This is a genomic window from Allobosea spartocytisi (assembly GCF_014764685.1).
Lineage (GTDB): Bacteria > Pseudomonadota > Alphaproteobacteria > Rhizobiales > Beijerinckiaceae > Allobosea > Allobosea spartocytisi.
The window spans coordinates 114,472-136,789 of the sequence record NZ_JACXWY010000009.1; the positions used below are offsets into that span (position 1 = coordinate 114,472).

General features: G+C 67.8%; 21 protein-coding genes and 1 tRNA gene. 14 read left to right on the forward strand and 8 right to left on the reverse strand.

What is annotated here, in order from left to right:
- Positions 1–8: 8 nt before the first annotated feature.
- Complete coding sequence (locus tag IED13_RS15965) at positions 9–1,562, reverse strand: serine hydrolase (RefSeq protein ID WP_051987999.1); 1,554 nt, start codon at positions 1,560–1,562, stop codon at positions 9–11.
- Positions 1,563–1,779: 217 nt separating this feature from the next.
- On the opposite strand from IED13_RS15965, the gene IED13_RS15970 reads away from it, so the two are divergent.
- The 3 genes from IED13_RS15970 to IED13_RS15980 all read left to right on the forward strand — a co-directional run bounded on the left by IED13_RS15970 (position 1,780) and on the right by IED13_RS15980 (position 5,293).
- The gene (locus IED13_RS15970; protein ID WP_191124742.1) at positions 1,780–2,685 is read left to right on the forward strand and encodes an EamA family transporter; all 906 of its coding nucleotides are present in this window, start codon (positions 1,780–1,782) and stop codon (positions 2,683–2,685) included.
- 135 nt (positions 2,686–2,820) lie between these two features.
- Entirely contained in the window at positions 2,821–3,990 is a 1,170-nt protein-coding gene (locus IED13_RS15975; protein ID WP_191124743.1) for an acetyl-CoA acetyltransferase, read from the forward strand.
- A gap of 94 nt (positions 3,991–4,084) precedes the next feature.
- Complete coding sequence (locus IED13_RS15980) at positions 4,085–5,293, forward strand: MFS transporter (RefSeq protein ID WP_191124744.1); 1,209 nt, start codon at positions 4,085–4,087, stop codon at positions 5,291–5,293.
- 56 nt (positions 5,294–5,349) lie between these two features.
- On the opposite strand, the gene IED13_RS15985 is transcribed toward IED13_RS15980, so the two are convergent.
- On the reverse strand, positions 5,350–5,622 hold the full coding sequence (locus IED13_RS15985; RefSeq protein ID WP_038363181.1) for a BolA family protein: 273 nt from the start codon (positions 5,620–5,622) through the stop codon (positions 5,350–5,352).
- 97 nt (positions 5,623–5,719) lie between these two features.
- On the opposite strand from IED13_RS15985, the gene IED13_RS15990 reads away from it, so the two are divergent.
- Entirely contained in the window at positions 5,720–6,337 is a 618-nt protein-coding gene (locus IED13_RS15990) for a J domain-containing protein (protein WP_038363182.1), read from the forward strand.
- 50 nt (positions 6,338–6,387) lie between these two features.
- Positions 6,388–7,245: an urea carboxylase-associated family protein gene (locus IED13_RS15995; RefSeq protein WP_191124745.1), complete on the forward strand. Its 858-nt coding sequence runs from the start codon at positions 6,388–6,390 to the stop codon at positions 7,243–7,245.
- Between the two features lie 6 nt (positions 7,246–7,251).
- Here IED13_RS15995 and IED13_RS16000 read toward each other — a convergent pair whose 3' ends face one another.
- From IED13_RS16000 to IED13_RS16020, 5 genes are all read right to left on the reverse strand, one after another.
- Positions 7,252–9,243, reverse strand: a complete 1,992-nt coding sequence (locus IED13_RS16000) for a protein meaA (RefSeq protein WP_191124746.1) — start codon at positions 9,241–9,243, stop codon at positions 7,252–7,254.
- A gap of 196 nt (positions 9,244–9,439) precedes the next feature.
- A complete protein-coding gene (locus IED13_RS16005; RefSeq protein WP_191124747.1) occupies positions 9,440–10,246 on the reverse strand; it encodes a cell wall hydrolase in 807 nt (268 codons plus the stop codon).
- Positions 10,247–10,808: 562 nt separating this feature from the next.
- Positions 10,809–11,282 carry a DUF1178 family protein gene (locus IED13_RS16010; RefSeq protein ID WP_191124748.1) on the reverse strand — a complete coding sequence of 158 codons (474 nt, stop codon included), beginning with the start codon at positions 11,280–11,282 and terminating at the stop codon, positions 10,809–10,811.
- A 121-nt stretch (positions 11,283–11,403) separates the two neighbouring features.
- Complete coding sequence (grxC, locus tag IED13_RS16015) at positions 11,404–11,661, reverse strand: glutaredoxin 3 (protein WP_038363187.1); 258 nt, start codon at positions 11,659–11,661, stop codon at positions 11,404–11,406.
- 47 nt (positions 11,662–11,708) lie between these two features.
- Entirely contained in the window at positions 11,709–12,515 is an 807-nt protein-coding gene (locus IED13_RS16020; protein ID WP_404801894.1) for a ComF family protein, read from the reverse strand.
- A 170-nt stretch (positions 12,516–12,685) separates the two neighbouring features.
- Here IED13_RS16020 and IED13_RS16025 point away from each other — a divergent pair, with 170 nt between their 5' ends.
- Together IED13_RS16025 and IED13_RS16030 are read left to right on the forward strand one after the other, a co-directional pair.
- Positions 12,686–13,795 (forward strand): alkene reductase, encoded by a 1,110-nt coding sequence (locus tag IED13_RS16025; protein WP_038363190.1) that lies wholly within the window; start codon positions 12,686–12,688, stop codon positions 13,793–13,795.
- 181 nt (positions 13,796–13,976) lie between these two features.
- Positions 13,977–14,052 (forward strand) — tRNA-Glu (locus IED13_RS16030).
- Positions 14,053–14,136: 84 nt separating this feature from the next.
- On the opposite strand, the gene IED13_RS16035 is transcribed toward IED13_RS16030, so the two are convergent.
- Positions 14,137–15,069, reverse strand: a complete 933-nt coding sequence (locus tag IED13_RS16035; RefSeq protein WP_038363193.1) for a LysR substrate-binding domain-containing protein — start codon at positions 15,067–15,069, stop codon at positions 14,137–14,139.
- Between the two features lie 106 nt (positions 15,070–15,175).
- Between IED13_RS16035 and IED13_RS16040 the strand changes: the two genes are divergently transcribed.
- The 7 genes from IED13_RS16040 to IED13_RS16070 all read left to right on the forward strand — a co-directional run bounded on the left by IED13_RS16040 (position 15,176) and on the right by IED13_RS16070 (position 22,285).
- Complete coding sequence (locus IED13_RS16040) at positions 15,176–16,369, forward strand: pyridoxal-phosphate dependent enzyme (protein WP_210323632.1); 1,194 nt, start codon at positions 15,176–15,178, stop codon at positions 16,367–16,369.
- Positions 16,366–17,208, forward strand: a complete 843-nt coding sequence (locus tag IED13_RS16045) for a transporter substrate-binding domain-containing protein (protein WP_191124751.1) — start codon at positions 16,366–16,368, stop codon at positions 17,206–17,208. Before IED13_RS16040 ends, IED13_RS16045 begins: the two co-directional genes overlap by 4 nt.
- Before the next feature lie 72 nt (positions 17,209–17,280).
- Positions 17,281–17,943, forward strand: coding sequence for an amino acid ABC transporter permease (locus IED13_RS16050; RefSeq protein ID WP_113252004.1), 663 nt, complete (start codon positions 17,281–17,283; stop codon positions 17,941–17,943).
- A 10-nt stretch (positions 17,944–17,953) separates the two neighbouring features.
- Complete coding sequence (locus IED13_RS16055; protein WP_142023111.1) at positions 17,954–18,670, forward strand: amino acid ABC transporter permease; 717 nt, start codon at positions 17,954–17,956, stop codon at positions 18,668–18,670.
- Positions 18,671–18,706: 36 nt separating this feature from the next.
- Positions 18,707–20,206: an argininosuccinate lyase gene (gene argH / locus IED13_RS16060; RefSeq protein ID WP_191124752.1), complete on the forward strand. Its 1,500-nt coding sequence runs from the start codon at positions 18,707–18,709 to the stop codon at positions 20,204–20,206.
- Entirely contained in the window at positions 20,203–20,967 is a 765-nt protein-coding gene (locus IED13_RS16065) for an amino acid ABC transporter ATP-binding protein (protein ID WP_318652266.1), read from the forward strand. Before argH ends, IED13_RS16065 begins: the two co-directional genes overlap by 4 nt.
- Positions 20,960–22,285 (forward strand): NAD(P)/FAD-dependent oxidoreductase, encoded by a 1,326-nt coding sequence (locus IED13_RS16070; protein WP_038363205.1) that lies wholly within the window; start codon positions 20,960–20,962, stop codon positions 22,283–22,285. The genes IED13_RS16065 and IED13_RS16070 overlap by 8 nt, the downstream gene beginning before the upstream one ends.
- The last annotated feature ends 33 nt before the right edge of the window (positions 22,286–22,318 follow it).

Here is a 22,318-nt window from a genome sequence, read left to right on the forward strand (position 1 = left end):
CGACCGTTTCAGGCGTCGTCGCCGTTCCTGGCCTTGGCTTTCGCCGCGGGCTTGGGCTTGACGGCAGCCTCGGCGGGCTTCGGCTTCACCGGCGGAACCTTGATGGCCTTCGTCGGCTGCGCCTTGGCGGGCTGTGGCTTGGCCGCCTGGGAATTGGCGGCCCGCGCGGCCGGCTTGATCCCGGCGGCGGAACCGGGGCGCAGGCTCGCCGCCGTCGCCTTGTTGCCGGCCTGGACCGCTCCCTGCAGGCGCAGCGGCCCGGATTCGAAGGCGTCGCTGGAGGGCTGGAGAGGCGCGCCGGCCGGGGCGAAGGCGTTGGTGCCGCGCGGGATCGCGCCATTGGCGGAGGCCGTGCGCGGCACGGCGCCGCCGACGAGGCCGGCGGCGACGGGCGCGCCCGGCTCGATGGTCGGCGTCGCGCCGCGGGCGACGCGCGAATCGGGCTGCGAGGTCACATTGGCGGCGAGCGGGGCCGAGGCCGAGCCGGCGGTGCGGCCGAAAGAGACCTGAACCGGCATCGTCTCGGAACGCGGACCGAGGACGACGCGGCCGCGCGGGGAGCGCGTCGCGACGGGGCCGGCCGATTGGGTCGCGAAGGTGGCGAAGCGACCGCCATCGGAATCATTGCCGCCGGTCGGCGCGAAGCCGCCGATCGGCCCGCTGGAATCGGCATCATCAGCCAGCGCCACGCCGCCGCCGCGACGGCGGATCTCGTCGCAGACATTCGGGGCGCGCGTGCCGCTCGGCGGCATCGAGGCAAGGTTGGTGCCGGTGCCGCCCCAGCGGCTGAAGCCTTCGTCGAGGAGCTGCGCGGCCTTGACCGTGCGCTCCGTGCCGGACGCCGAGCCGAGCACGACGGCGATGAGAGTGCGTCCGCCGCGGCTCGCGGTCGCGACGACGTTGAAGCCCGAGGCGCAGGTGAAGCCGGTCTTCATGCCGCCGATGCCGGCATAGCGCCCGACCAGGCCGTTGGTGTTGTGCATGACCTGCTTGCCGAGCTGGACGGCGGAGGTGCTCCAATAGGCGGAGTATTCGGGGAAGTCGCGCATCAGCGCCATGGCGAGCACGGCGAGGTCATGCGCGCTGGTCTGCTGGTCGGGATTGTCCCAGCCATTCGGATTCATGAAGCGGGTGTCGCGCATGCCGAGGCGCTGGGCCTCGGCATTCATCATGCCCACGAAGTCCGGCACGTTGCCGCCGACGCCCTCGGCCACGACATAGGCGATGTCGTTGGCCGATTTGACCATCATGATCCTGAGCGCGTTGTCGAGCGTGATCTCCTGGCCGGCGCGGATATAGACCTTCACGCGGGGCTGGCTGGCGGCGAGCTTCGAGGCCGGGATCGCGGTCTCGAGGCCGATGCGGCCGTCGCGGACAGCCTTCAGCGCCAGATAGATCGTCATGATCTTGGCGGTCGAGGCCGGGCGCCAGGCCTGGGTCGCGTTCTCGGCGGACAGGACCTCGCCGCTCGAGGCGTCGACGACGAGGCTCGCTCCGGCCAGAGCCGGTGCCGTGAAGGCGAGACCAAGGGCAAGGGTGACGGTGAGGCGGGATGCGATCATCGGCGGGTCTTGAACCTGTCTTGTCGTGAACGAAGCTTGGCAGCGCGACGGCGCTGGGTTCAACGCGACGCATGCGGCATTTTCGAGACGACGGGCGCAAATCTCCGCCCAGGAACTCATAGCTGCATGCATACCTACCCCCAGCGCAGCGATTTGCCTAGCCGCCACGGCCGGTCCAGAAGCAATAGCGCATCATGCTTTCGCGGGGCTCATCGGCGTGGCTTTCGGCTTTCTCTGGATTCCGGCGACGATCCTCGCCTCGCTGCTGCAGACGGCGCGCAACCTGGCGCAGCGCTCGCTGACCGACGTCATCGGCGTGGTCGGGGCGACGCAGGTGCGCTTCCTGTTCGGGCTGCCCTTCGCGATGGTCTTCCTCGCCGCCGCCTGCCTCGGGCTGCGGACGTTGCCGCCCTCGATCGGACCAGCCTCGCTCGGCTACACCGCCTGGGGCGCGCTGATGCAGATCGCGGCGACTGCGCTGATGCTGGCGGCGATGCGCGAGCGCTCCTTCGCCGTGACCACCGCCTACACCAAGACCGAGCCGGTGCAGGTCGCGATCTTCGGCGCGCTGCTGCTCGGCGACGCGCTCAGCCCGCTCAAATTCCTCGCCATCGCGATCGCGACCGCCGGCGTCATCGTCGTCTCCTGGAAGCTGGGGGAGAAGCTGACCCGCGCCGGCCTGCGGCCGGCCGTGCTCGGCATCGTCTCGGGCGCCTGCTTCGCGCTTTCGGCGATCGGCTTCCGCGGCGGCATCCAGGCCCTGCCGGAGGGCAATTTCCTGATCCGCGCCTCGACCATCCTGGTGCTGGGGCTGGCCATGCAGACCGCGCTGCTGACATTCTACATGCTGGTCGCGAACCGCCCGGCGCTGTGGCTCAGCCTGCGCAACTGGCGCCGCTCGCTCTCGGCCGGTTTCCTCGGCGCCGCCGCCTCGCAATTCTGGTTCATCGGCTTCTCGCTGACGAGCGCCGCCAATGTCCGCACGCTCGGCCTGATCGAGGTGCCGCTGGCGCAGATCGCCTCGCGCCGCCTGTTCGCGGAGGGAACGAGCCGGCGCGAGATCCTCGGCATGGCGATGATCGTCGGCGGCGTCGGATTGCTGCTTTTGATCTCGTTGCAGTGAGGCCGGGGGCCGGCTAGTGCTGAAGCGAAGGGCCGTCAGCCGATCCGCGCACGCCGAGCATGCGCGGATACCGGCTTGCGGGATCGACAAGCGCTGCCAAGATAACGTGTAGCTGCACATTAAGGGAGATTCGCCATGAGCGCTGCGATCGTCGGCTGGGCCCATACGCCGTTCGGCAAGCAGGATGCCGAAACCGTCGAAAGCCTGATCGTGCGCGTCGCGACCGACGCGCTGGTCGATGCCGGCATCACCGCCGACCAGGTCGACGAGATCGTGCTCGGCCATTACAACGCCGGCTTCTCGGCCCAGGACTTCACCGCCTCGCTGGTGCTGCAGGCCGATCCGGCGCTGCGCTTCAAGCCGACGACCCGCGTCGAGAATGCCTGCGCCACCGGCTCGGCCGCGGTCCATCAGGGCGTGCGGGCGATCAAGGCCAAGGATGCCAAGATCGTGCTCGTCGTCGGCGTCGAGCAGATGACCAAGACGCCCTCGGCCGAGATCGGCCAGAACCTGCTCAAGGCCTCCTATCTGCCGGAGGATGCCGGCACGCAGGGCGGTTTCGCCGGCGTCTTCGGAAAGATCGCCGCCGGCTATTTCCAGCGCCATGGCGACCAGTCCGACGCGCTCGCCATGATCGCGGCGAAGAACCACAAGAACGGCGTCGAGAACCCCTTCGCGCAGATGCGCAAGGATCTCGGCTACGCTTTCTGCCGCGAGGAGAGCGAGAAGAACCCCTATGTCGCCGGGCCGCTGAAGCGCACCGACTGCTCGCTGGTCTCGGACGGCGCCGCCGCGATCGTGCTGGCCGACGAGGAGACCGCCTTGCAGATGCGCCGCGCCGTCGGCTTCCGCGGCATGGCGCATGTCCAGGATTTCCTGCCGATGTCGAAGCGCGACATCCTGAAATTCGAGGGCGGCGCGCTCGCCTGGAAGAAGGCGCTGGCGGATGCGGGCGTGACGCTGGACGACCTCTCCTTCGTCGAGACGCATGACTGCTTCACCATCGCCGAATTGATCGAATACGAGGCGATGGGGCTGACCAAGGAAGGCGAGGGCGCCCGTGCGATCAAGGAGGGCTGGACGCAGAAGGACGGCAAGCTGCCGGTCAACGTCTCCGGCGGCCTGAAGGCCAAGGGCCATCCGATCGGCGCCACCGGCGTCTCGATGCATGTCCTCTCCGCCATGCAGCTCACCGGCGAGGCGCCGGAGGGCATGCAGCTCGCCGAGCCGCGCCTCGGCGGCATCTTCAACATGGGCGGGGCGGCGGTGGCTAACTACGTCTCCGTGCTCGAACGCATCAGGTGACAGGGGCGCCTCGGGCGGGCGAGACCTCCCGGGGCGCGGACTTGCAGACAGGGCCTTTGCCGGAGCGCGGGCCGCCAAGCGAAAGCGACCCTTCGTGACGAGCTTCGTCGTCCTGCTGCTGGCCTATATCCTGAGCCAGTTCTTCCGCGCGTTCCTCGCGGTGATCTCGGGCGACCTGACGCGGGATCTGGGTCTCGACCAGGGCCAGCTCGGGAGCCTACAGGCGGCCTGGCTCGTCGCCTTCGCGCTCACGCAGTTCCCGGTCGGCTATGCGCTCGACCGGATCGGCCCGCGGCGGACGCTGGCGGGATTTCTCCTGGTCGCCTTCGCCGGGACGGTGATCTTCGGCTTGTCGCGCGGCTATCTCTCCGCCCTGGCGGCGCTCGCGCTGATCGGCATCGGTTGCGCCCCCATCCTGATGTCTGGCTTCTACCTGGCTGCGCGCCTCTATTCGCCCCGGCATTTCGCGACGATGTCGTCCTTCCTGATCGGCTTCGGCTGCATCGGCGATCCGTTGAGCGGGGCGCCGCTCGCCTATTTCCTGGCGGCCTATGGCTGGCGCGCGACCGTCTTCGGCCTCTCCGGCATCGTGGCGCTGACGGCCCTGCTGGTGATGTTGCTGCTGAAGGATCCCCCGCCGCTTCCCGGCACGCCGCAACGGCATGTCTCGCTGCTGGACGGGATCAGGCAGATCGTGGTGAAGCGCCCGCTCTGGCTGATCCTCCCCTTCACCTTCGTGAGCTACGGCGTGACGATCTCCATCCGTGGCCTGTGGATCGCGCCCTATCTCCAGAGGGTGCACGGCTTCGATCTCGCTGCCACGAGCTATGCGGCGATGGCGATGGGAGGCGTCATCGCGGCGGGCGCGCTGCTGGTGCTGCCGCTCTATCGCCGGATCGGGGCCAAGCCTACGGTCATCGCCTGCGCGGTGACCGTCGCCCTGGCCTGCTTCGCGCTGGCGCTGTGGGGCGAGGCATCATCCCGCCTTGCCGTCGGCCTGCTTCTCGTCATCGGGCTGTTCGGCGTCACCTATGCCGTGGTGATGGCGCATGCGCGCGCCTTCATGTCGCCTCAGGAGATCGGCCGCGGCGTGACCTTCATGAATTTCGTCTTCATGGGCGGAGCCGGCGTGATGCAATGGGTGTCGGGGCGCCTGGTGAACGCGCTCGACAGGCAGGGCTATGAACCGCAGGCGACCTTCGGCTGGCTTTTCATCTTCATGGGCGTCGCCCTCGCCGTGGCGCTTGCCCTCTACGTGGCATCGCCAGCCGAATCGAAGGCGGGCGCCCCCGCGGGGACGTAACCCAGCTCAATTTCCCGGTCCTTAAAACGGATGACCCTTGAATCGGCTTTTGGCGCTCAGCCCTCGCCGGGCGCCTTCGCCGCGATGGCGAGCGCGTGGACACGGTCCGCCAGCTCTTCCGACAGCGCCGCGTTGACGAGGCGGTGGCGCTCGAGCCGGCTCTTGCCGATGAAGGCTTCCGACACGATATTCACCCGGAAGTGAGTTTCCCCGCCCTCGCGCCAGCCGCCATGGCCGTGATGCTGGTGCGATTCATCGATCACCTGCAGGCTCTGTGGCGCGAAGGCCGCATCGAGCTTGTGAGTGATCCTTTCAGCTATCGTGGTCATGATCGCGCCACCGTTGCGATGATCTCCTGAGGGTTCGGCGCGTGCATGTTGCGTCGCACTTGCCGGCCCGCCTTCCGCGTTTCATAACCATTCGACGATGAACATCAACTCGCGCCTTTTCGATCGTATCAGGATCGGCCCTTCCGAGGCGGAAGCGGTCGTCGATGGCGATGTGCCGCGCTGCGACCATCCCGGCTGCGCGCGGACCGGCGAGTTCCGCGCGCCCAAGGGGCGCGGGCGCGAGGGCCAGTTCTTCCGCTTCTGCATGGAGCATGTGAAGGAATACAACGCCTCCTACAACTACTTCTCCGGCATGGACGATGCCGCGCTCGCCGCCTACCAGAAGCAGGAGGAGATCGGCCACCGGCCGACCTGGAAGCTCGGCGTGAACTCCAAGGCCGCGCGCATGGCCCAGAAGGGGCGCGTCGCGAATGGCCAGGCGGGGCCCGATACGAGCGACGCCTTCAACCTGTTCGGCGCCCGCCGGGCGCAGCATGCGGCGCGGCAGGAGCCGCGCGTCGGCGTGGTGGCGATGAAGGCGCTGGAGACGCTCGGTCTCGACGACAGCGCCGATTCCGCCGCGATCAAGGCGCGCTACAAGGAGCTGGTGAAGCGCTTCCATCCGGACGCCAATGGCGGCGACCGCTCGCGCGAAGGCACGCTCCAGGACATCCTCAAGGCCTATCAGCAGCTCAAGAGCGTCGGTATGGTCTGAGCGGCCGGGCCGGCTTCGCCCGGCGGGCGAAGCGAAGGGCCGGAGGCGAGATGACGACGGATATGGTGCAGGCGCCGCCCGATGCGGCGCAGCGGCGGGCGAAGCCGCCGGTCGTGGTCTATCCGAACGGCACCCTGCCGCCGCCCGATATGGCGATGCTGGCTGCGGCGCGCGCGCGGCTCAGCAAGATCGACGAGATCATCGTGCCGCCGCGCGAGGGCGGCAGCTTCCGCGTGCCGCAGGGACATTTTTTCCGGATCGTCAGCATCGAGGGGCCGCAGGTCGGCGACCTCAATCTCTGGAACGCGGACGACCTGTCGGAGCGCTTCTTCAGCGGCAAGACGCGGGCGCTGCATGCGACGCATCTGTCGACCGGCGACCGGCTGTGGAGTTCGCTGCCCTATCTGCGCCCGATGGCGACGATCAGCCATGACACGCTCGGCTGGTATGGCTGGGACCAGGACGGCGCTGGCATCCACGACGTCATCGGCACGCGCTGCGACCCCTATACGCATCGCCTGCTCGGCGGGGACGACTACCATCATTGCTGCCACTCCAACCTGTCGCGGGCGCTGGGCGCGGCGGCCGGCAAGCCGGCGCGCGAGGTCGAGGGCCATGTCCATGACGTGCTCAACGTCTTCATGTGCACGGGCTTCACCCGCGACACGCATCAGTATTTCATGAAGGCGAGCCCGGTGCGGCCTGGCGATTTCATCGAGTTCTTCGCCGAGATCGATCTGCTCGGGGCGCTGTCCGCCTGCCCCGGCGGCGATTGCGGCGCGACGCATTCGAGCGATGCGGCGGCCTGTCATCCGCTCAAGGTCGAGATTTTCGCGACGGAGCCGGAATTGCTGAAGGGGTGGACGCCGCCGGAGCGGAATCCGTATGGGCGGGGGCACGGGGAGTAGACCCCCCTAACCCTTCCTCTTCGCCGCCAGCCCCGCGACATCGGCGATGATGCCGTCGAGCGCGAAATCCTTCGGGGTGTAGACCCGCGCCACGCCCATGTTGCGCAGCGCGTTCTCGTCGTCGGGCGGGATGATGCCGCCGACCACGACGGGCACATCCATGCCGGCGACGCGCAGGCGGGCGGTGACGTCGCGCACCAGCGGCAGATGCGAGCCGGAGAGGATGGAGAGGCCGATGATGTCGGCCTCCGTCTCCCGCGCCTGGGTGACGATCTCCTCCGGCGTCTGGCGGATGCCGCCATAGCTGACATTCATGCCGGCATCGCGGGCGCGCACCGCGATCTGCTCGGCGCCGTTGGAGTGGCCGTCGAGGCCGGGCTTGCCGACGAGGAAGCGCGGCGGGCGGCCGAGCCGCTCGGTCGCCTTCTCGACGGCGGCCCGGGCGGTGGCGAGACCCGTCGCGTCGCCAAGCTTCGTCGTGTCGACGCCGGTGGGGGCGCGGTATTCGCCGAAGATCTCGCGCAGGGTCTGCGCCCATTCGCCGGTGGTGACGCCGGCCTTGGCGCAGGCGATCGAGGCCGGCATGACGTTGCGGCCCTCCCGCGCGCTCGCGGCAAGCTCGGCCAGCGCTGCCTCGGCGGCTTTCGCGTCGCGGGCGGAGCGCCAGGCCTTCAGCCGGCCGATGGCCTCGATCTCGACCGAATCCGGCACGGTGACGACAGAGCCGTCGCCGGCCGAGAGCGGCGAGGGCTCGCTATTGGTGAATTTGTTGACGCCGACGACGACCTGTTCGCCACGCTCGATCGCCTCGATGCGCCGCGCGCCGTTCTCGACCAGCGCCTGCTTCATGTAGCCGCTCTCGACGGCGGCGAGCGCGCCGCCCATGTCGTCGATCCGGGCGAGTTCCTCCAGCGCGGCCGCCTTGAGCTCGTGGACCTTGGCGTCGACCACGGTCGAGCCGTCGAAGATGTCGCCGAATTCAAGCAGGTCGGTCTCATAGGCCAGGACCTGCTGCATCCTGAGCGACCATTGCTGGTCGAAGGGGCGGGGAAGGCCGAGCGCCTCGTTCCAGGCCGGGAGCTGTACGGCCCGCGCGCGGGCCTTCTTCGAGAGCGTGACCGCCAGCATCTCGATCAAGATGCGGTAAACGTTGTTCTCGGCCTGCTGCTCGGTGAGGCCGAGCGAATTCACCTGCACGCCGTAGCGGAAGCGTCTGCTCTGTTCTTCGGTAACGCCATACCTGCCTAATGTGATCTCGTCCCAGAGCTCGGCGAAAGCCCGCATCTTGCAGAGCTCGGTGACGAAGCGCATGCCGGCATTCACGAAGAAGGAGATGCGGCCGACGACGCCGGGGAAGTCGGCCGCGCTCACCTCCGGCCGGGCGCGGATCGAATCCAGCAGGGCGATGGCCGTCGCCAGCGCGAAGGAAAGCTCCTGCACAGGCGAGGCGCCGGCCTCCTGCAGATGGTAGGAGCAGACATTGGTCGGGTTCCATTTCGGCAATTCGCTGGCCGTGAACACGACGATGTCTGTGGTGAGCTGCATCGAGGGGCGTGGCGGGAAGACATAGGTGCCGCGCGACAGGTATTCCTTGACGAGATCGTTCTGGGTCGTGCCCTGCAACAACCTGCGGTCGGCGCCCTGTTCGTCGGCGACGGCGATGTAGAGCGAGAGCAGCCAGGCCGCCGTCGCGTTGATCGTCATCGAGGTGTTCATCTGCGCCAGCGGAATCTGGTCGAACAGGGTCCGCATGTCGCCGAGATGGCTCACGGGCACGCCGACCTTGCCGACCTCACCGCGCGCCAGCACATGGTCGGGGTCGTAGCCGGTCTGGGTCGGCAGGTCGAAGGCGACGGAGAGGCCCGTCTGGCCCTTGGCGAGATTGTTGCGATAGAGCTTGTTGGATTCAGCCGCGTCGGAATGGCCCGCATAGGTGCGGAAGATCCAGGGCTTGTCGCGCTGCGCCGCCTGCAGGCCGCCTCGGTCGATCGCGGTCATGACGTTTCCCCGGTCTTGCAGAGCAATCTCAATGTTGCACTGCGGCGAAGATAACGCCAGAGCCGCGGCGATGTCCCCTTCGACGTTAGGCGGACGGGATCAATGCCTGGGGCAGCCCATGTTCATCCCTCGAGACACGCTTCCGCGAAGCCGTCCTCAAGATGCGGGATGCCGAGATTTGCCCGGTCCGGATCGGTTATTCCGAAACGATCGTGCCCCGCATCGGGGAAGGCGGCGGCAGAAGCGCTGCCAGGCGGCGATCGGTCTTGGGAGGGGCGATGAAGGCGTGGGCGGTCTTCTTCGGCAGGTCGAGATCGAGCGGCCGGTCCGGCGGCATCGGCGCGTTCCGGACGAGCCTGACCGCGGCGGAATCGAAGGCGGGGTTCGTCGGCGCGGAAGGCTGCGGCGCGAAGGCGAGCGGCGCGGATGCGAAGGATGCAGAGGAGGTCGAAGCGGCGGAGGAGGCCGTCGCGAGCGGGGTGGCTGCCGGCTCGGATACCGCCGCGAGCTGGTAGTTCGGCTCCTCGTAGATGCGGCGACGCTCGGGCCGTTCGCCCTTCAGGTAGAAGGCATTGCCGCCGGCCACCGTGACGTAATGCATGTTGGTGTAGGAGAAGCGCAGACCGGCCGTGTGGAAATGTTTGGCCGATCCGACCGCCGCGTTACGGCGCCCGTCGAGGATATCGTCCGCGATAGCCTCGATCTTCGGCAGCGTCTTTTCCGTCATCGGGCGCGTCAGGACGCCGGAGGCGAACTGGCGGGGTGCGCCGACCACGCCGCAGATCGTCTCGGGATAGCGCGCCGATTCGACCCGGTTCATCACCACCGTGCCGACGCCGAGCAGGCCCGCTTCGCTTGAGCGGTTCGACTCGAAATACATCGCCCGGACGAGGCATTCCTTCTCGCGGGGATCGGCCTTGGCGAGGGCGACGGCGCGCTTGCGCGCCTGGCTCGGTTCCTTCGCCGCCGGCGCGGCGGTCGAGGCCGTCTCGACAGGCGACATGCTACAGGCGCCGAGGACCGGAGCAGCCAGCGAAATCAGAAGCGGGATCGCTTTGCGGCCATGTCGGCGTACGCCGCCGGAACGAAGACCAAGTGCAGCGATCGCGGTCCGCTTCATGCGGCAACCTCCTGAATTCGGGACCGTGGGTTGCCGGGAAGGCGACCGGGATCTCCGGCAAGGAAACCTGAATTCCTTAACAGAAAGTTAATCCGGGAAGGAAGGGGTGGCGCGTGCGAGGGCGGCTGAGGTGACTGGAAGGCGCCGAGGCAGCCTCAGCTAACGCCCTCTTTCGCAACGGAAAACCCGGACGCTCCGAGCCGTGAATTTTTATCGGCGGAGGGCCTGCAGACGCCTTAAGGAAGCGGTGCCGTGCCGGCAGGAAGGAAGCGGAGAGCCGGGATTCAGCTCGGAACTTTGCCGACTCGCGCACCGGCATGGCGCCCCGGATCAAGCCCGCGACGACGGCGCGGTTCCTCTGAACCTCAGCGGCCGCGGGATGCTTCTGTTCGAACCCGGAACTCCCGGGCGACGGTTTTCGCAACCCGGTGGGCGCGAGGAGGCTTCAGTTCCCCGAGCCCGGCAGGCGCGGCAGCGGCAGGAATTCGACGCCTTCCTCATGCAGCATCCGGGCATCGTCCGGCGTCGCCTCGCCATAGATGGCGCGCTCTTCCGTCTCGCCGTGATGGATCTTCAGCGCTTCCTCGGCGAAGCGCTCGCCGACATGCTCGGCATTGTCGCGGACATGGCGGTGCAGCGCCGTGACCATCTCGCGAAAGGCCTTCTCCTTCTCGCTCATCAGCGCGACAGGAGCAGGGGCTGGCGCAGGTGCGGAAGGCGCGGCCGCGGGCGCGGGCGCCTTAGGGCCGAGATCGGTGCGGGCGACGTTCGGCGCCATGATGGCGCGCTCGACCTTGGCGCTGTTGCAGACCGGGCAGGTGACGAGCCCGCGCTTCGCCTGGTCCTCGAAGCCTGCGGAGGTCGAGAACCAGCTTTCGAAGGCGTGGGCGTTGTCGCAGATCAGGGCGTAACGGATCATGGCGTTTCAGCAAGGCGACCAATCGCGCCTGTCGGGCAGATGGGTGTTCGGGAGCCTGTCGGCAAGGCGGCGAGCGCGTGGCGGCCGGCCGCTCGCCTCCCACGGTCATGCGCCGGGGCGGTCAGGCCGCCAGCAGCGGGTCGAGCTCGCCGCGCGCGTCGAGGGCGTGGAGGTCGTCCGAGCCGCCGACATGCCTCTCGCCGATGAAGATCTGCGGCACGGAGGTCCGCCCGCCGGCGCGCGCCGTCATCTGCTGGCGCAAGCCGGGCCCGCTCTCGACGTCGATCTCCTCGAAGGCCGCACCCTTCCGGGTCAGCAGGGACTTGGCGGCCGCGCAATAGGGGCACCAGGAGGTGGTGTAGATCGTGATCGGCGGCATGAAGGCGGCCTTGGTTAGCGTTGCGTCGTTCCTCATGTAGTGCGTCGTCATCCATCCGTCACGACCCGCGCGAAGGTCAGCACCTCGACTTGGCGCGCGCCGGCCTTGAGCAAGGCGCGCGCCGCGGCATTGACGGTCGCGCCCGTGGTCAGCACGTCGTCGATCAGCAGGATGCGCCGGCCCTCGATCTGCGGGCGCGTGCCGTCCGGGACCCGGAAGGCGCCCTGCAGATTGTCGGCGCGCTGGGCGCGGGTGAGCCCGACCTGCTGGCGCGTGCGCTTGCGGCGGGCGAGCGCCGCCGGCGCATGGGGCAGGCCGGTCAGCCGGGCAACGACCTGCGCCAGCAGGGCCGCCTGGTTGAAACGGCGGCTCCAGAGCCGCGTCCGGTGCAGCGGCACGGGGAGGATCAGATCGGCCTCGGCGATCAACTCATGCCCAGCCTGCACCATCATCCGGCCGAGCGTCACCGCCAGTTCCGCCCGGTCGCCGTATTTCAGCCGGTGCACCAGTTCGCGCCCGACACCGTCGAAGCGGCAGACGGCGCGGGCGCGGGCGAAGACCGGCGGATCGGCGATCGCCGCCGGCGACAGGAGCCCCCGGCCGAGATCGACGGCGAAGGGCGTGCCGAGACGCTCGCAATAGGGTCGCTCGATGAATCCGATCTCGCCCCAGCAATGGGCGCAGAGCGCCTGCGCATCCCCCGTCGCAGCCCGGCAGGCAACGCAGACCGGCGGATAGATCAGGGCCAAGGCCCGCTTCAGCCCTGCACCCAGCGCAAGGCGGGCCGGCTTCAATGCCGGGAAGGAGAATATTATTTTTCTCGCCGGGGAGGCGGCAGAGGAATCCTCCTGAATGGCCGGCGCGCCTTCGGGAAATCGCTCTTCGTCGACGAGATCGGCCTGCCGCTGCCCTGTCATCCCGCGCTGCAACCTCTATCTTCTTCGCACTGCATGATGGCGGACGACCGCTCGGCGTCGTTGCGTGCCGGCCTACCATCGAGCCTCGCGTTCCGAAGGACAATCCCATGAGCTCATCCGTAGAAACCCTGCCGAAGCTGTTCACGCCTCTGACCATCGGCGACATCGCGCTGAGCAACCGCGTCGTGATGGCGCCGCTGACGCGCAACCGCGCCACGCATGGCAGCGACGCGCCGAATGCGCTGAACGTCGAATATTACCGCCAGCGCGCCAGCGCCGGGCTGATCATCAGCGAAGGCACGCAGATCTCGCAGCAGGGGCAGGGCTATATCTGGACGCCGGGCATCTATAGCGAGGCGCAGGTCGAGGGCTGGAAGGCGGTGACGGAAGCCGTCCATGCCGAGGGCGGCAAGATCGTCGCCCAGATCTGGCATGTCGGCCGCGTCAGCCATGTCTCGCTGCAGCCCGGCAACAAGGCGCCGGTCGCGCCCTCGGCGGTTGCCGCCCGGACCAAGACCTATATCGAAAGCGGCTTCGCCGAGGTCTCGCAGCCGCGCGCCCTGCCTGCCGAGGAATTGCCCGGCATCGTCGCGGACTATGCCCGCGCGGCGGAGAATGCGCGCAAGGCCGGTTTCGACGGCATCGAGATCCACGGCGCCAATGGCTATCTGATCGACCAGTTCCTGAAGGACGGCACCAACCAGCGCACGGACGCCTATGGCGGATCCGTGGAGAACCGCGTCCGCTTCCCGCTCGAGGTCGTCGACGCGGTGACGAAGGCGATCGGCAAGGGGCGCGTCGGCATCCGCATCTCGCCGGTGAGCCCGGCCAACGGGATTTCCGACAGCGACCCGCAGGCGGTGTTCGGCCATTTTGTCGCCGAGCTCGGCGCGCGGGGGCTGGCTTTCCTGCACGTGGTCGAGGGCGCCACAGGCGGCCCGCGGGACATCGCGCCCTTCGATTACGATGCGCTGCGCAAGGCCTTCAAGGGCGCCTATATCGCCAATAACGGCTTCGATCGCGAGACGGCGATCGCGGCGGTGGAGAGCGGGCGGGCCGATGCGATCGCCTTCGGCAAGGCCTTCATCGCCAATCCCGACCTTGTCGAAAGACTGGAGCGCGATGCACCGCTCAACACGCCGCAAGCCGAGACCTTCTATGGCGGCGACGCGCGTGGTTACACCGACTATCCGGCGCTGACGGAGAAGGCGGCCTAAGCGCCTCGGCCGGCCTCTTTAGGCCTCTCGCCACATGCGCGACGCGATCCCGCTCTTCATCGGCGGGAGCGCGTCCGCTTCGGAAGCCCCGGCGGGAGGCGGCAAAACTTTTGCCGTCTCCCGTGAAAAAGGAGTTGCGGCGGCGCAACGCTCCGACTACATAGCGCCCTCGACCGGCGCTGCTCCCTTCGTCTAGCGGTCTAGGACGTCGCCCTCTCACGGCGAAAACAGGGGTTCGAGTCCCCTAGGGAGCGCCAATCAAATCGACGGCTTAAGTGCAGTCGATCCTTGTCGTCGTTTATCCATCCATTGAGCACGCGGTAGACGCGGCGCGGGCGGCATCATACCGGCCCTTGCGGAGCCGGTCCCCCGTGGCGCACCGATGTTGTTTCGTATCCGGCGAGCTCTTCGCGCACGACGGCCAGAAAACCATCGACGAGGGGGTCGGCGCGGTGGTGGCTCGGGAACATGGCGTGGCCGTGGAACATCACCTCCGGCTTGAAAGGCCGGAAGACGATGCCGCTGCGCCGATAGTCGTCGGCGGCGATCGGATTGACGATGCCGATGCCGAGCCCTTGCTCGACAAGCGCGCAGATCGCCGCGCTGAACGGCGTTTCCAGCGCGAGATGGCGGCGCACGCCCGCATCCTGGAAGATGCGGTCGACACGGGCTCGCGCGCCATCCTCGAGCGAAAGCGAGATGAAGGCCTCGCCTTCGAGATCCTTGGGCGTGATGCGGTCGCGTTTCGCAAGGCGGTGTCCCGGCGGAAGGGCGCAGACGCCGGGGATCATGTAGAGCGGGCGATGTTCGACGCGCGGAATGTCGATCACGTTCGCGATGAAGCCGATGTCGCAATAGGATGACGACATCCAGCGCGTGACCGTGCCGTCATGGCCCATCTGCAGTGAGATGCTGACTTGCGGAAAGCGCTCCTTGAAGCGCCGGATGCAGCGCGGAATGAAGCCCAGCGCCATCACCGGCATCGCCGCGATGCGCAGGCGCCCCGTCCCGAAGATGCGGATGTCGCGCGCGGCGTAGGAGAGGGTCTCCAGCCCGATATAGCTGCGTTCGACCTCGCGATAGAAGGCCAGGCCCTCCTGCGTCGGCCGAATCCGCCCCGCTTTCCGCTCGAACAGCTTGAGGTCGATCTCGGCCTCCAGCTCGGCGATCAGCCGGCTGATGCTGGGCTGGGAGGTTCGCAGCTCCTGCGCCGCCGCCGTCATCGAGCCGCGCAAGATGATGGTCCGGAACGCGTCCACCTGTCGGAGATTCATCGGCAAGCTCATATCACTGGTGAATAGAAGAGCCAAAAACTGAGATTTGACCAGATAGATGGCCAAGACAATACTTTTGGCCATGTCAACGCGCCCGAGCATCGCCGTGACGTCCCGCCTCACCGGCATGGCCTGCCTGCGCTGCGCCGAGCCCTGGCCGGTCGCGGAGTACGAGGCGGGTTGCCCGCGCTGCGCCGCCGAGGGACATGCGTCCAATCTGCGGCTGACCTATTTGCCCGGCGAGCGCGGCGCCTCGCTGCCCTATCCCGAGGCCCTCTCCCTGGGTGAAGGCGGCACGCCACTGGTCGAGCTGCCTGAGCTGGCGAGCGAGCTGAAGCTCGGCAAGCTGTCCGCAAAGCTCGAATGGTGCAATCCGACGGGCTCGCACAAGGACCGGATGAGCGCGCAGCTGATCGCGCGGGCTCTCGATCGCGGCGCCGAACGCGTCGTGGCGGCGTCGAGCGGCAATGGCGGCCTCTCGGTGGCGGCCTACGCCGCCCGTGCCGGGCTCTCCGCGGAGATCGCGACCACCGAAGCGCTGCCGCGGGTCTATCGCCGGGCGATCACCGCATATGGTGCGACGCTGGTCAGCTTTGCCGACAGCATGGTCCGCTGGAAGCATCTCGCGAAGCGCGTCGGCGAGGGAGCCTTCGCGGCGACGAACTACATGGTGCCGGCCATCGGCACCAACCCCTTCGGTATCGAAGGCTACAAGAAGATCGCGGCGGAGCTGGCAGCGGGGACGATGCCCGATCTCGTCGTCATGCCCTGTTCGCGCGGGGATCTTCTGTCCGGCATCCGCCTCGGCTTCGAGGAGATCGGCGCGGGTGTGCCGATGCTGGTCGCGGCCGAGCCCTTCGCGCGGCTGGAGCGGGTGCTCGCCGGCGCCGATTACCGCGAGCCGTTTGCCGGCGACACCGCCCAGGCTTCGATCGCCGGCAGCACGGTGACATGGCAGGCGGTCGAGGCGCTGCGTGCCAGCACCGGCCGCGCTGTTCCGGTCGATGATGGGGCAGCGCGAGCGGCGCAAAGCCGCCTCGCGGCCTGCGGGCTCCATGCCGAGCTGTCCGCTGCCTCCGCATTGGCTGCGCTGGCCATACTCGCCGCAGGCGGTGGGCTCGCGGGCCGCCACGCCGTGATCGTGCTCACGGGTTCGGGATCGCGCGATCCCGGCGACAGCGACATGGCCGCGAGGCCCCAGGATGAAGCTGCCCCGGACGGGGCGCTCGCGCAGCCGGCAACGACCGGCGTTTCACCACAGAGAACCGATCCATCGGTCCAACAGAGGGAAAACGGATGACCACGCTCGTCTCGCGCCTATCGGCGCTCTCGGCTTTCGCCGCCACCGCCTTCACGCTCTCGCTCGGGGCCCAGGCCCAGAGTCTGCCTCCACTACCGGAAGCGATCAAATCCGCAGGCGTCCTCAAGGCCGGGGTGCGCTGCGACCAGCCGCCCTATGGCTACAAGGACGAAACCGGCAAGTTCGCCGGCGTCGAGACCGAGATGGCGATCCAGATCGCCGCCTGGGCCTTCGGCTCGCCGGACAAGATCGAGCTGACCTGCGTGACGGCCGAGAACCGCATCCCGCAGCTGGCCGGCAAGAAGGTCGACATCCTGATCGCCACGCTCGGCGTCACGCCCGAGCGCGCCCGCGTGATCGACTTCTCCAAGCCCTATCGCTGGGGCGGTTCGGACATGCTCGTCGCCAAGGACAGCCCGATCAAGAAGCTCGACGATGTCGCCGGCAAGACCGTGATCATGCTCAAGGGCTCGACCCAGGCGAAATGGTTCGAGGACAACATGCCCAAGCTCGAGGGCCTGAGGTTGAACACGGCATCCGATGCGCTGCAGGCACTGAAGCAGGGCCGCGGTGACGCCTATACGCATGATGCCGCCACGCTCGTGGTCATCGCCGCCAAGGATCCGAGCCTGCGGCTCGTCGGCGAGCCTTTCGCCGTCTCGGACGCCGCCGTCGGGGTGCGCAAGAACGAGCCGGAATGGCTCGCCTATGTCGATGCCGCGCTCGACCGCATGAAGGCCGAGGGCCTCTACGGCAAATGGGTCGACAAGTGGATCCCGGCCGAGATCCGGCCCTTCTACGTCGACGCCTTCACCAAGCCGAAGCCCAGCGCGCGCTGAGCGCAGGCAAGCGCCGGGAGCGGTTCGCGCTCCCGGCACCCCGGCAGCCTGGCAGCGAGAGGAGCGCGTGCCATGGAGTTCGACTTTGCCTATCTCACTGCGCAATGGCCGGCGCTGATGCGCGGCCTGTGGCTGACGGTGCAGGTCAGCGCGCTCTCGATCGTGCTCTCGATCCTGGTCGGCGTGTTCGGCGCGGCGGCGCGCGTGCTGCAAGTGCCGGTGCTCGACAAGCTTGTCGTCGGCTATGTCGAGTTCATCCGCAACACGCCGCTGCTGGCCCAGCTCTTCTTCATCTTCTACGGCCTGCCGGGCCTGGGGCTCAGACTCTCGCTGTTCTGGTCGGGCGTGCTGTGCCTCACCATCTGGGCCGGCGCCTACCAGATCGAGAATATCCGCGGCGGGCTCGAGACGGTCGGCAAGGGCCTGCGGGAAGCCGCCTTCTCGCTGGGCCTGTCGCCATGGCGCTTCTTCCGGCTCGTCGCCGCGCCGATGGCGATCCGCGTCGGTTTGCCGTCGATGCTGAACACCTCGATCTCGCTCCTGAAGAACTCCTCCTATCTGCAGGCGATCGGCCTGGCCGAGCTGACCTATGTCGCGATCGACCGGATCTCGATGGATTTCCGCACCATCGAGATGTTCTCCGCGATCTGCGTGATCTACCTCCTGCTGGTCCTCGCCCTCTCATTCCTCGCGAGCCGGCTGGAATACCGGCTCAACGCGCCGTTCAGGCATTGAGGGGGCGCAGATGGAGCTGCTGATCCGCAATTTTCCCTTCATCCTGCAAGGCCTCGCCATGACGCTGGGCCTCGCGCTGGCGACGCTGTTCTTCGCGACGATCATCTCCTTCGTGCTCGGCACGCTGGCGACGCTGCGCTTCGGCTGGCTGCGCGTGCTGGTGAAGATCTATGTCGAGCTCTTCCGCGACATTCCGCTGATCGTGAACATCTTCTTCGTGTTCTTCGTCGCGCCGCTCTTCGGGCTGGAGCTGTCGCCCTTCGCGGCCGTGACGGTGGGGCTTTCGGTCTGGGGCAGCGCCAACGGCATCGAGATCGTCCGCGGCGGCTTCAATGCGGTGCCGAGGCATCAATGGCAGAGCGCCGCCGCGCTCGGGCTGAAGACCTGGGAAATCTATCTCTTCATCACCGGCCCGCAGGCCCTGCGCGCGATCCTGCCGCCCTTCGTCGGGCTCTTGACGCTGCTCGTGCAGGCGACGTCGCTCGGCGCGCTCGTCGGGGTCAACGAGTTCTTCAAGGTCGGGCAGATCATCGTCGAGCGCACGACGATGATGGAGGGCTGGAATCCGGCCTTCACCGTCTATGCCGCGGTCCTGCTCACCTATTTCGTCATCTGCTCGACGCTGACCTGGTTCGGCCGCTGGCTGGAGCACCGGCTGAAGCGCGACCGCCCGCAAGCCCGTCCGGAGGCGATCTCCTCGGCCGCGCCGGCAGCGCAACTGCCCTGATCTTCGCAAACTCACCTGGATACTGGGGAAGCCGTCATGGAATCGAAAGTCAGCCGCCGTCTGACCGAGAAGGTCGCCGAGGAGGTCTGCGAGCACATCTACGCGCCGCGGCTCGCGCGGGATTTCCGCACCGTCTTCGGCTATATGAGCGACCTCAACCAGGCCCATGTGCTGATGCTCGCGCGCTGCGGGCTGATCTCACCGCAGGCTGCGAAAGCGCTTGCCGCGGGGCTCCTGCGCATGGAGGCCGACGGGCCCGAGGTCGTCGAACTCGACCCGCAACGCGAGGATTCCTACTTCAATTTCGAGGCGCATCTGATCAAGCTGATCGGGACCGAGGCCGGCGGGCGGATGCATATCGCCCGCAGCCGCAATGACCTGACCTCGGGAATCGACCGGCTGCGCGCCCGCGACCTGCTGCTCGACGCGAGCCAGGCTCTGCTCTCGGTCGAGGAGCACGCACTCGACGGAGCCTTCCGCTTCCGGGAGGTGGTGATGCCGGGCTACACCCATCTCCAGCCGGCGCAGCCCATCAGTTACGGCTTCTATCTCGCCGGCGTCGCGCAGTCGCTCGAACGCGACCACGGCCGCCTGACGGATGCCTGGGCGCGCACCAATATCAGTCCGCTCGGAGCAGGCGCGCTTGCCGGAACGACCTTCGCGATCGACCGGGAGGCGGTCGCACGCTCACTCGGCTTCCAGGGGCTGGTGGAAAATGCCCTCGATGCCGTCGCGACGCGGGATTTCGGGCTCGAGATCCTGTCGGCGCTCACCCAGATCGCATTGGGGTGGAGCCGCGTGGCGCAGGACTACCATGTGATGGTCTCGCACGAATTCCAGACGATCGAGTTCCCGGATCGGGTGACCGGCACGTCGAGCATCATGCCGCAGAAGAAGAACCCGGTGGTGCTCGAACACCTCAAGGGCAAGGCCGGCCATCTGCTCGGTCTTTACGTCGCCTCCGCGACGGCGGTGAAGGGCACGCATTTCACCAACACCATCGACGGCAATCGCGAGGGGATGCGCGGGGTCTGGGAGGCGGGCGAGGAGACGCTGCGCTGCCTCTCGCTCTTCGATCTGATCATCGCCACGGCCCGGCCGAACGCGGCCTTGATGAAGCGCCGCGTCACCGAGGATTTCGCCTCCGCGACCGATCTCGCCGACCTGATGGTGCGGGAGGCCGATCTCTCGTTCCGCGAGGCGCATCACGTCGTTGGCGGGGTCGTCCGCGCGGCGATGGATGCCGGCCTCGCCGCCGACGGCATCACCACCGGGATGGTCGATGCGGCAGCCCAGGATCAGCTTGGCCGGTCGCTCGGCCTGCCGGCGGATCGCGTCCGCGAGAGCCTCGACCCGGCGGCAAGCGTCGCTGCGCGCCTTGTTCCCGGCGGGCCGGCCCCGGATGCGGTCGCGCAGGCGGTGGAGGCGGCGCAGGTGCGGCTCGAAAATCGCCGTGGCGTTCTGGCACGCAAGCGCGGGGATCTGCAGGGCGCGCGCGAGGAGCTGAAACGCGCCATGCGGGAGCTCGCCGCATGAGCGCCCAGCCGCTGATCAGCTTGCGCGGCATCGGCAAGCGCTTCGGTGCGCATCGGGCGCTCAGCGGCATCGATCTCGATGTCGAGGCGAGTAGCGTCGTGGTCCTGATCGGGCCGAGCGGCTCCGGCAAGAGCACGCTGATCCGCTGCATCAACGGCCTCGTCCGGCCCGACGAAGGCACGCTCCACATCGCCGGAAAACCGGTCGATATCCATCACGAGAGCGCCTGGCAGCAGATGCGGACCGAGGTCGGCATGGTCTTCCAGGACTACGCGCTGTTCCCGCATCTGAGCGTGCTGCGCAACATGACGATCACGCCGGAGCGCCGCCGGGGCGTGCCGCGCGCCAAGGCCGAGGAGGAGGCGCGGGCGCTGCTGACGCGCGTCGGGCTTGCCCACAAGGCGCTGGATTATCCGTCTGCCCTGTCCGGCGGGCAGCAGCAGCGCGTCGCCATCGTCCGCGCGCTCGCCATGCGGCCGAAGGCGATCCTCTTCGATGAGCCCACATCTGCATTGGATCCTGAGACGATCGGCAGCGTCCTCGACGTGATGAAGGATCTTGCCCGGGAGGGCACGACCATGGTCGTCGTCACGCATGAGATGGGCTTTGCCCGCGAGGTCGCCGATCGCGTCGTGTTCATGGCGGAGGGGCAGATCGTCGAGGAGGGGCCGCCGGATGCCTTCTTCGGCGCGCCCCGGCACGAGCGCACCCGCACTTTCCTGTCCAACATCAGATCCTTCGGAGAGGCCGCCCATGGCTGAGCCGACCGGCGTTCTCGCGCCGAACTTCACAACCGATCCGTACTGGTGGGACGCGGCCCCGCCCGAGACCGCACGTGACCCGCTGCCGGAGGAGACCGATATCCTTGTCGTCGGCTCAGGCTATTGCGGCCTCTCGGCTGCGGCCGAACTGGCTCGCAATGGTGTCGACGTCACGGTCGTCGATGCGGAGGAACTCGGCGCCGGCGCCTCGACGCGCTCCGGCGGCATGGTCTCGAGCGGCCAGAAGCTCGTCATCGGCGGCGCGATCAAGGGCGTCGATGCCGCGCGCATGGAACGGCTTCTGGAGGATTCGCTGTCATCCTACGAGCACCTCAAGAGCCTGATCCGCGAGAAGGAGCTCGATGCCGATCTCGGTGTCTTCGGCCGCTATTTCGGCGCCCATGTGCCTGGTCATTACGACCGGCTGCGCCGCCATGGCGAATTGCTGGCGAAGCACACCGGCGTCACCGTCCACGAGATTCCGAAATCGCGGCAGCACGAGATCACGAAGACGGATTTCTACCATGGCGGCATCGTCATCGACGATTATGGCGGCCTCCATCCGGCGAAGTATCACCGCGCCTTGCGCCGCCTCGCGCAGGCCAATGGCGCAAAGCTGCGCTCGCATGCCCCGGTCCTCAAGGTCGGCCCGCTGGCGAACGGCTTCCACGCGGTCGAGACCGGTCGCGGCATGGTTCGCGCGCGCCATGTCTTCTTCGGCACCAACGGCTATAGCGACAAGGCGAGCGGCTTCCTGCACAAGCGGATCGTCGGCGTGCGCAGCTACCAGATCGCGACCGAGCCGCTGCCGCCGGAGCTGATGGCCGAGATCAATCCCGGCCGGCGCATGATCACCGATTCCAAGCGCGAGCTGATCTATACCCGCCCGTCTCCGGACGGCACGCGCATCCTGTTCGGCAGCAGGCCCGGCATGCTCAACGTGCCGGAACGCGAGGCGGCGCCACGGCTTCATGCCATGATGCTGAAGGTCTGGCCGCAGCTTGCGGGCTACAAGGTCACGCATTGCTGGAGCGGCAAGGTCGGCATGACCGCCGACAAGATCGCGCATATGGGCAAGCTCGGGGGCATCGACTTCGCCGTCGGCTGCAATGGCAACGGTGTCGCGCTGATGACCTATCTCGGCCACCAATCGGCACTGAAGCTGCTCGGGAAGCAGAACCGCAGGAGCGCCTTCGACGACCCTGCCTTCCCCGAAATTCCGGTGCCGCTCTACGATGGCCGCCCCTGGTTCCTGCCCATTGTCAGTGGCTGGTACCATCTGCAGGATGCGATCGATCGCCGACTGGCGCGGTTCTGAAGGAAATGGCGGCGGCAAAAAAACTGCCGAGTT

Coding starts and splice junctions, on each gene's coding strand:
- argH (WP_191124752.1), top strand. CDS start 18,707: ATGGAATCGAAAGTCAGCCGCCGTCTGACCGAGAAGGTCGCCGAGGAG.
- IED13_RS16045 (WP_191124751.1), top strand. CDS start 16,366: ATGACCACGCTCGTCTCGCGCCTATCGGCGCTCTCGGCTTTCGCCGCC.
- IED13_RS16005 (WP_191124747.1), bottom strand. CDS start 10,246: ATGTCGCCTGTCGAGACGGCCTCGACCGCCGCGCCGGCGGCGAAGGAA.
- IED13_RS15975 (WP_191124743.1), top strand. CDS start 2,821: ATGAGCGCTGCGATCGTCGGCTGGGCCCATACGCCGTTCGGCAAGCAG.
- IED13_RS15965 (WP_051987999.1), bottom strand. CDS start 1,562: ATGATCGCATCCCGCCTCACCGTCACCCTTGCCCTTGGTCTCGCCTTC.
- IED13_RS16010 (WP_191124748.1), bottom strand. CDS start 11,282: ATGATCCGTTACGCCCTGATCTGCGACAACGCCCACGCCTTCGAAAGC.
- IED13_RS16025 (WP_038363190.1), top strand. CDS start 12,686: ATGAGCTCATCCGTAGAAACCCTGCCGAAGCTGTTCACGCCTCTGACC.
- IED13_RS16055 (WP_142023111.1), top strand. CDS start 17,954: ATGGAGCTGCTGATCCGCAATTTTCCCTTCATCCTGCAAGGCCTCGCC.
- grxC (WP_038363187.1), bottom strand. CDS start 11,661: ATGCCGCCGATCACGATCTACACCACCTCCTGGTGCCCCTATTGCGCG.
- IED13_RS16070 (WP_038363205.1), top strand. CDS start 20,960: ATGGCTGAGCCGACCGGCGTTCTCGCGCCGAACTTCACAACCGATCCG.
- IED13_RS15985 (WP_038363181.1), bottom strand. CDS start 5,622: ATGACCACGATAGCTGAAAGGATCACTCACAAGCTCGATGCGGCCTTC.
- IED13_RS16035 (WP_038363193.1), bottom strand. CDS start 15,069: ATGAATCTCCGACAGGTGGACGCGTTCCGGACCATCATCTTGCGCGGC.
- IED13_RS16050 (WP_113252004.1), top strand. CDS start 17,281: ATGGAGTTCGACTTTGCCTATCTCACTGCGCAATGGCCGGCGCTGATG.
- IED13_RS15995 (WP_191124745.1), top strand. CDS start 6,388: ATGACGACGGATATGGTGCAGGCGCCGCCCGATGCGGCGCAGCGGCGG.
- IED13_RS16065 (WP_318652266.1), top strand. CDS start 20,203: ATGAGCGCCCAGCCGCTGATCAGCTTGCGCGGCATCGGCAAGCGCTTC.
- IED13_RS15990 (WP_038363182.1), top strand. CDS start 5,720: ATGAACATCAACTCGCGCCTTTTCGATCGTATCAGGATCGGCCCTTCC.
- IED13_RS16000 (WP_191124746.1), bottom strand. CDS start 9,243: ATGACCGCGATCGACCGAGGCGGCCTGCAGGCGGCGCAGCGCGACAAG.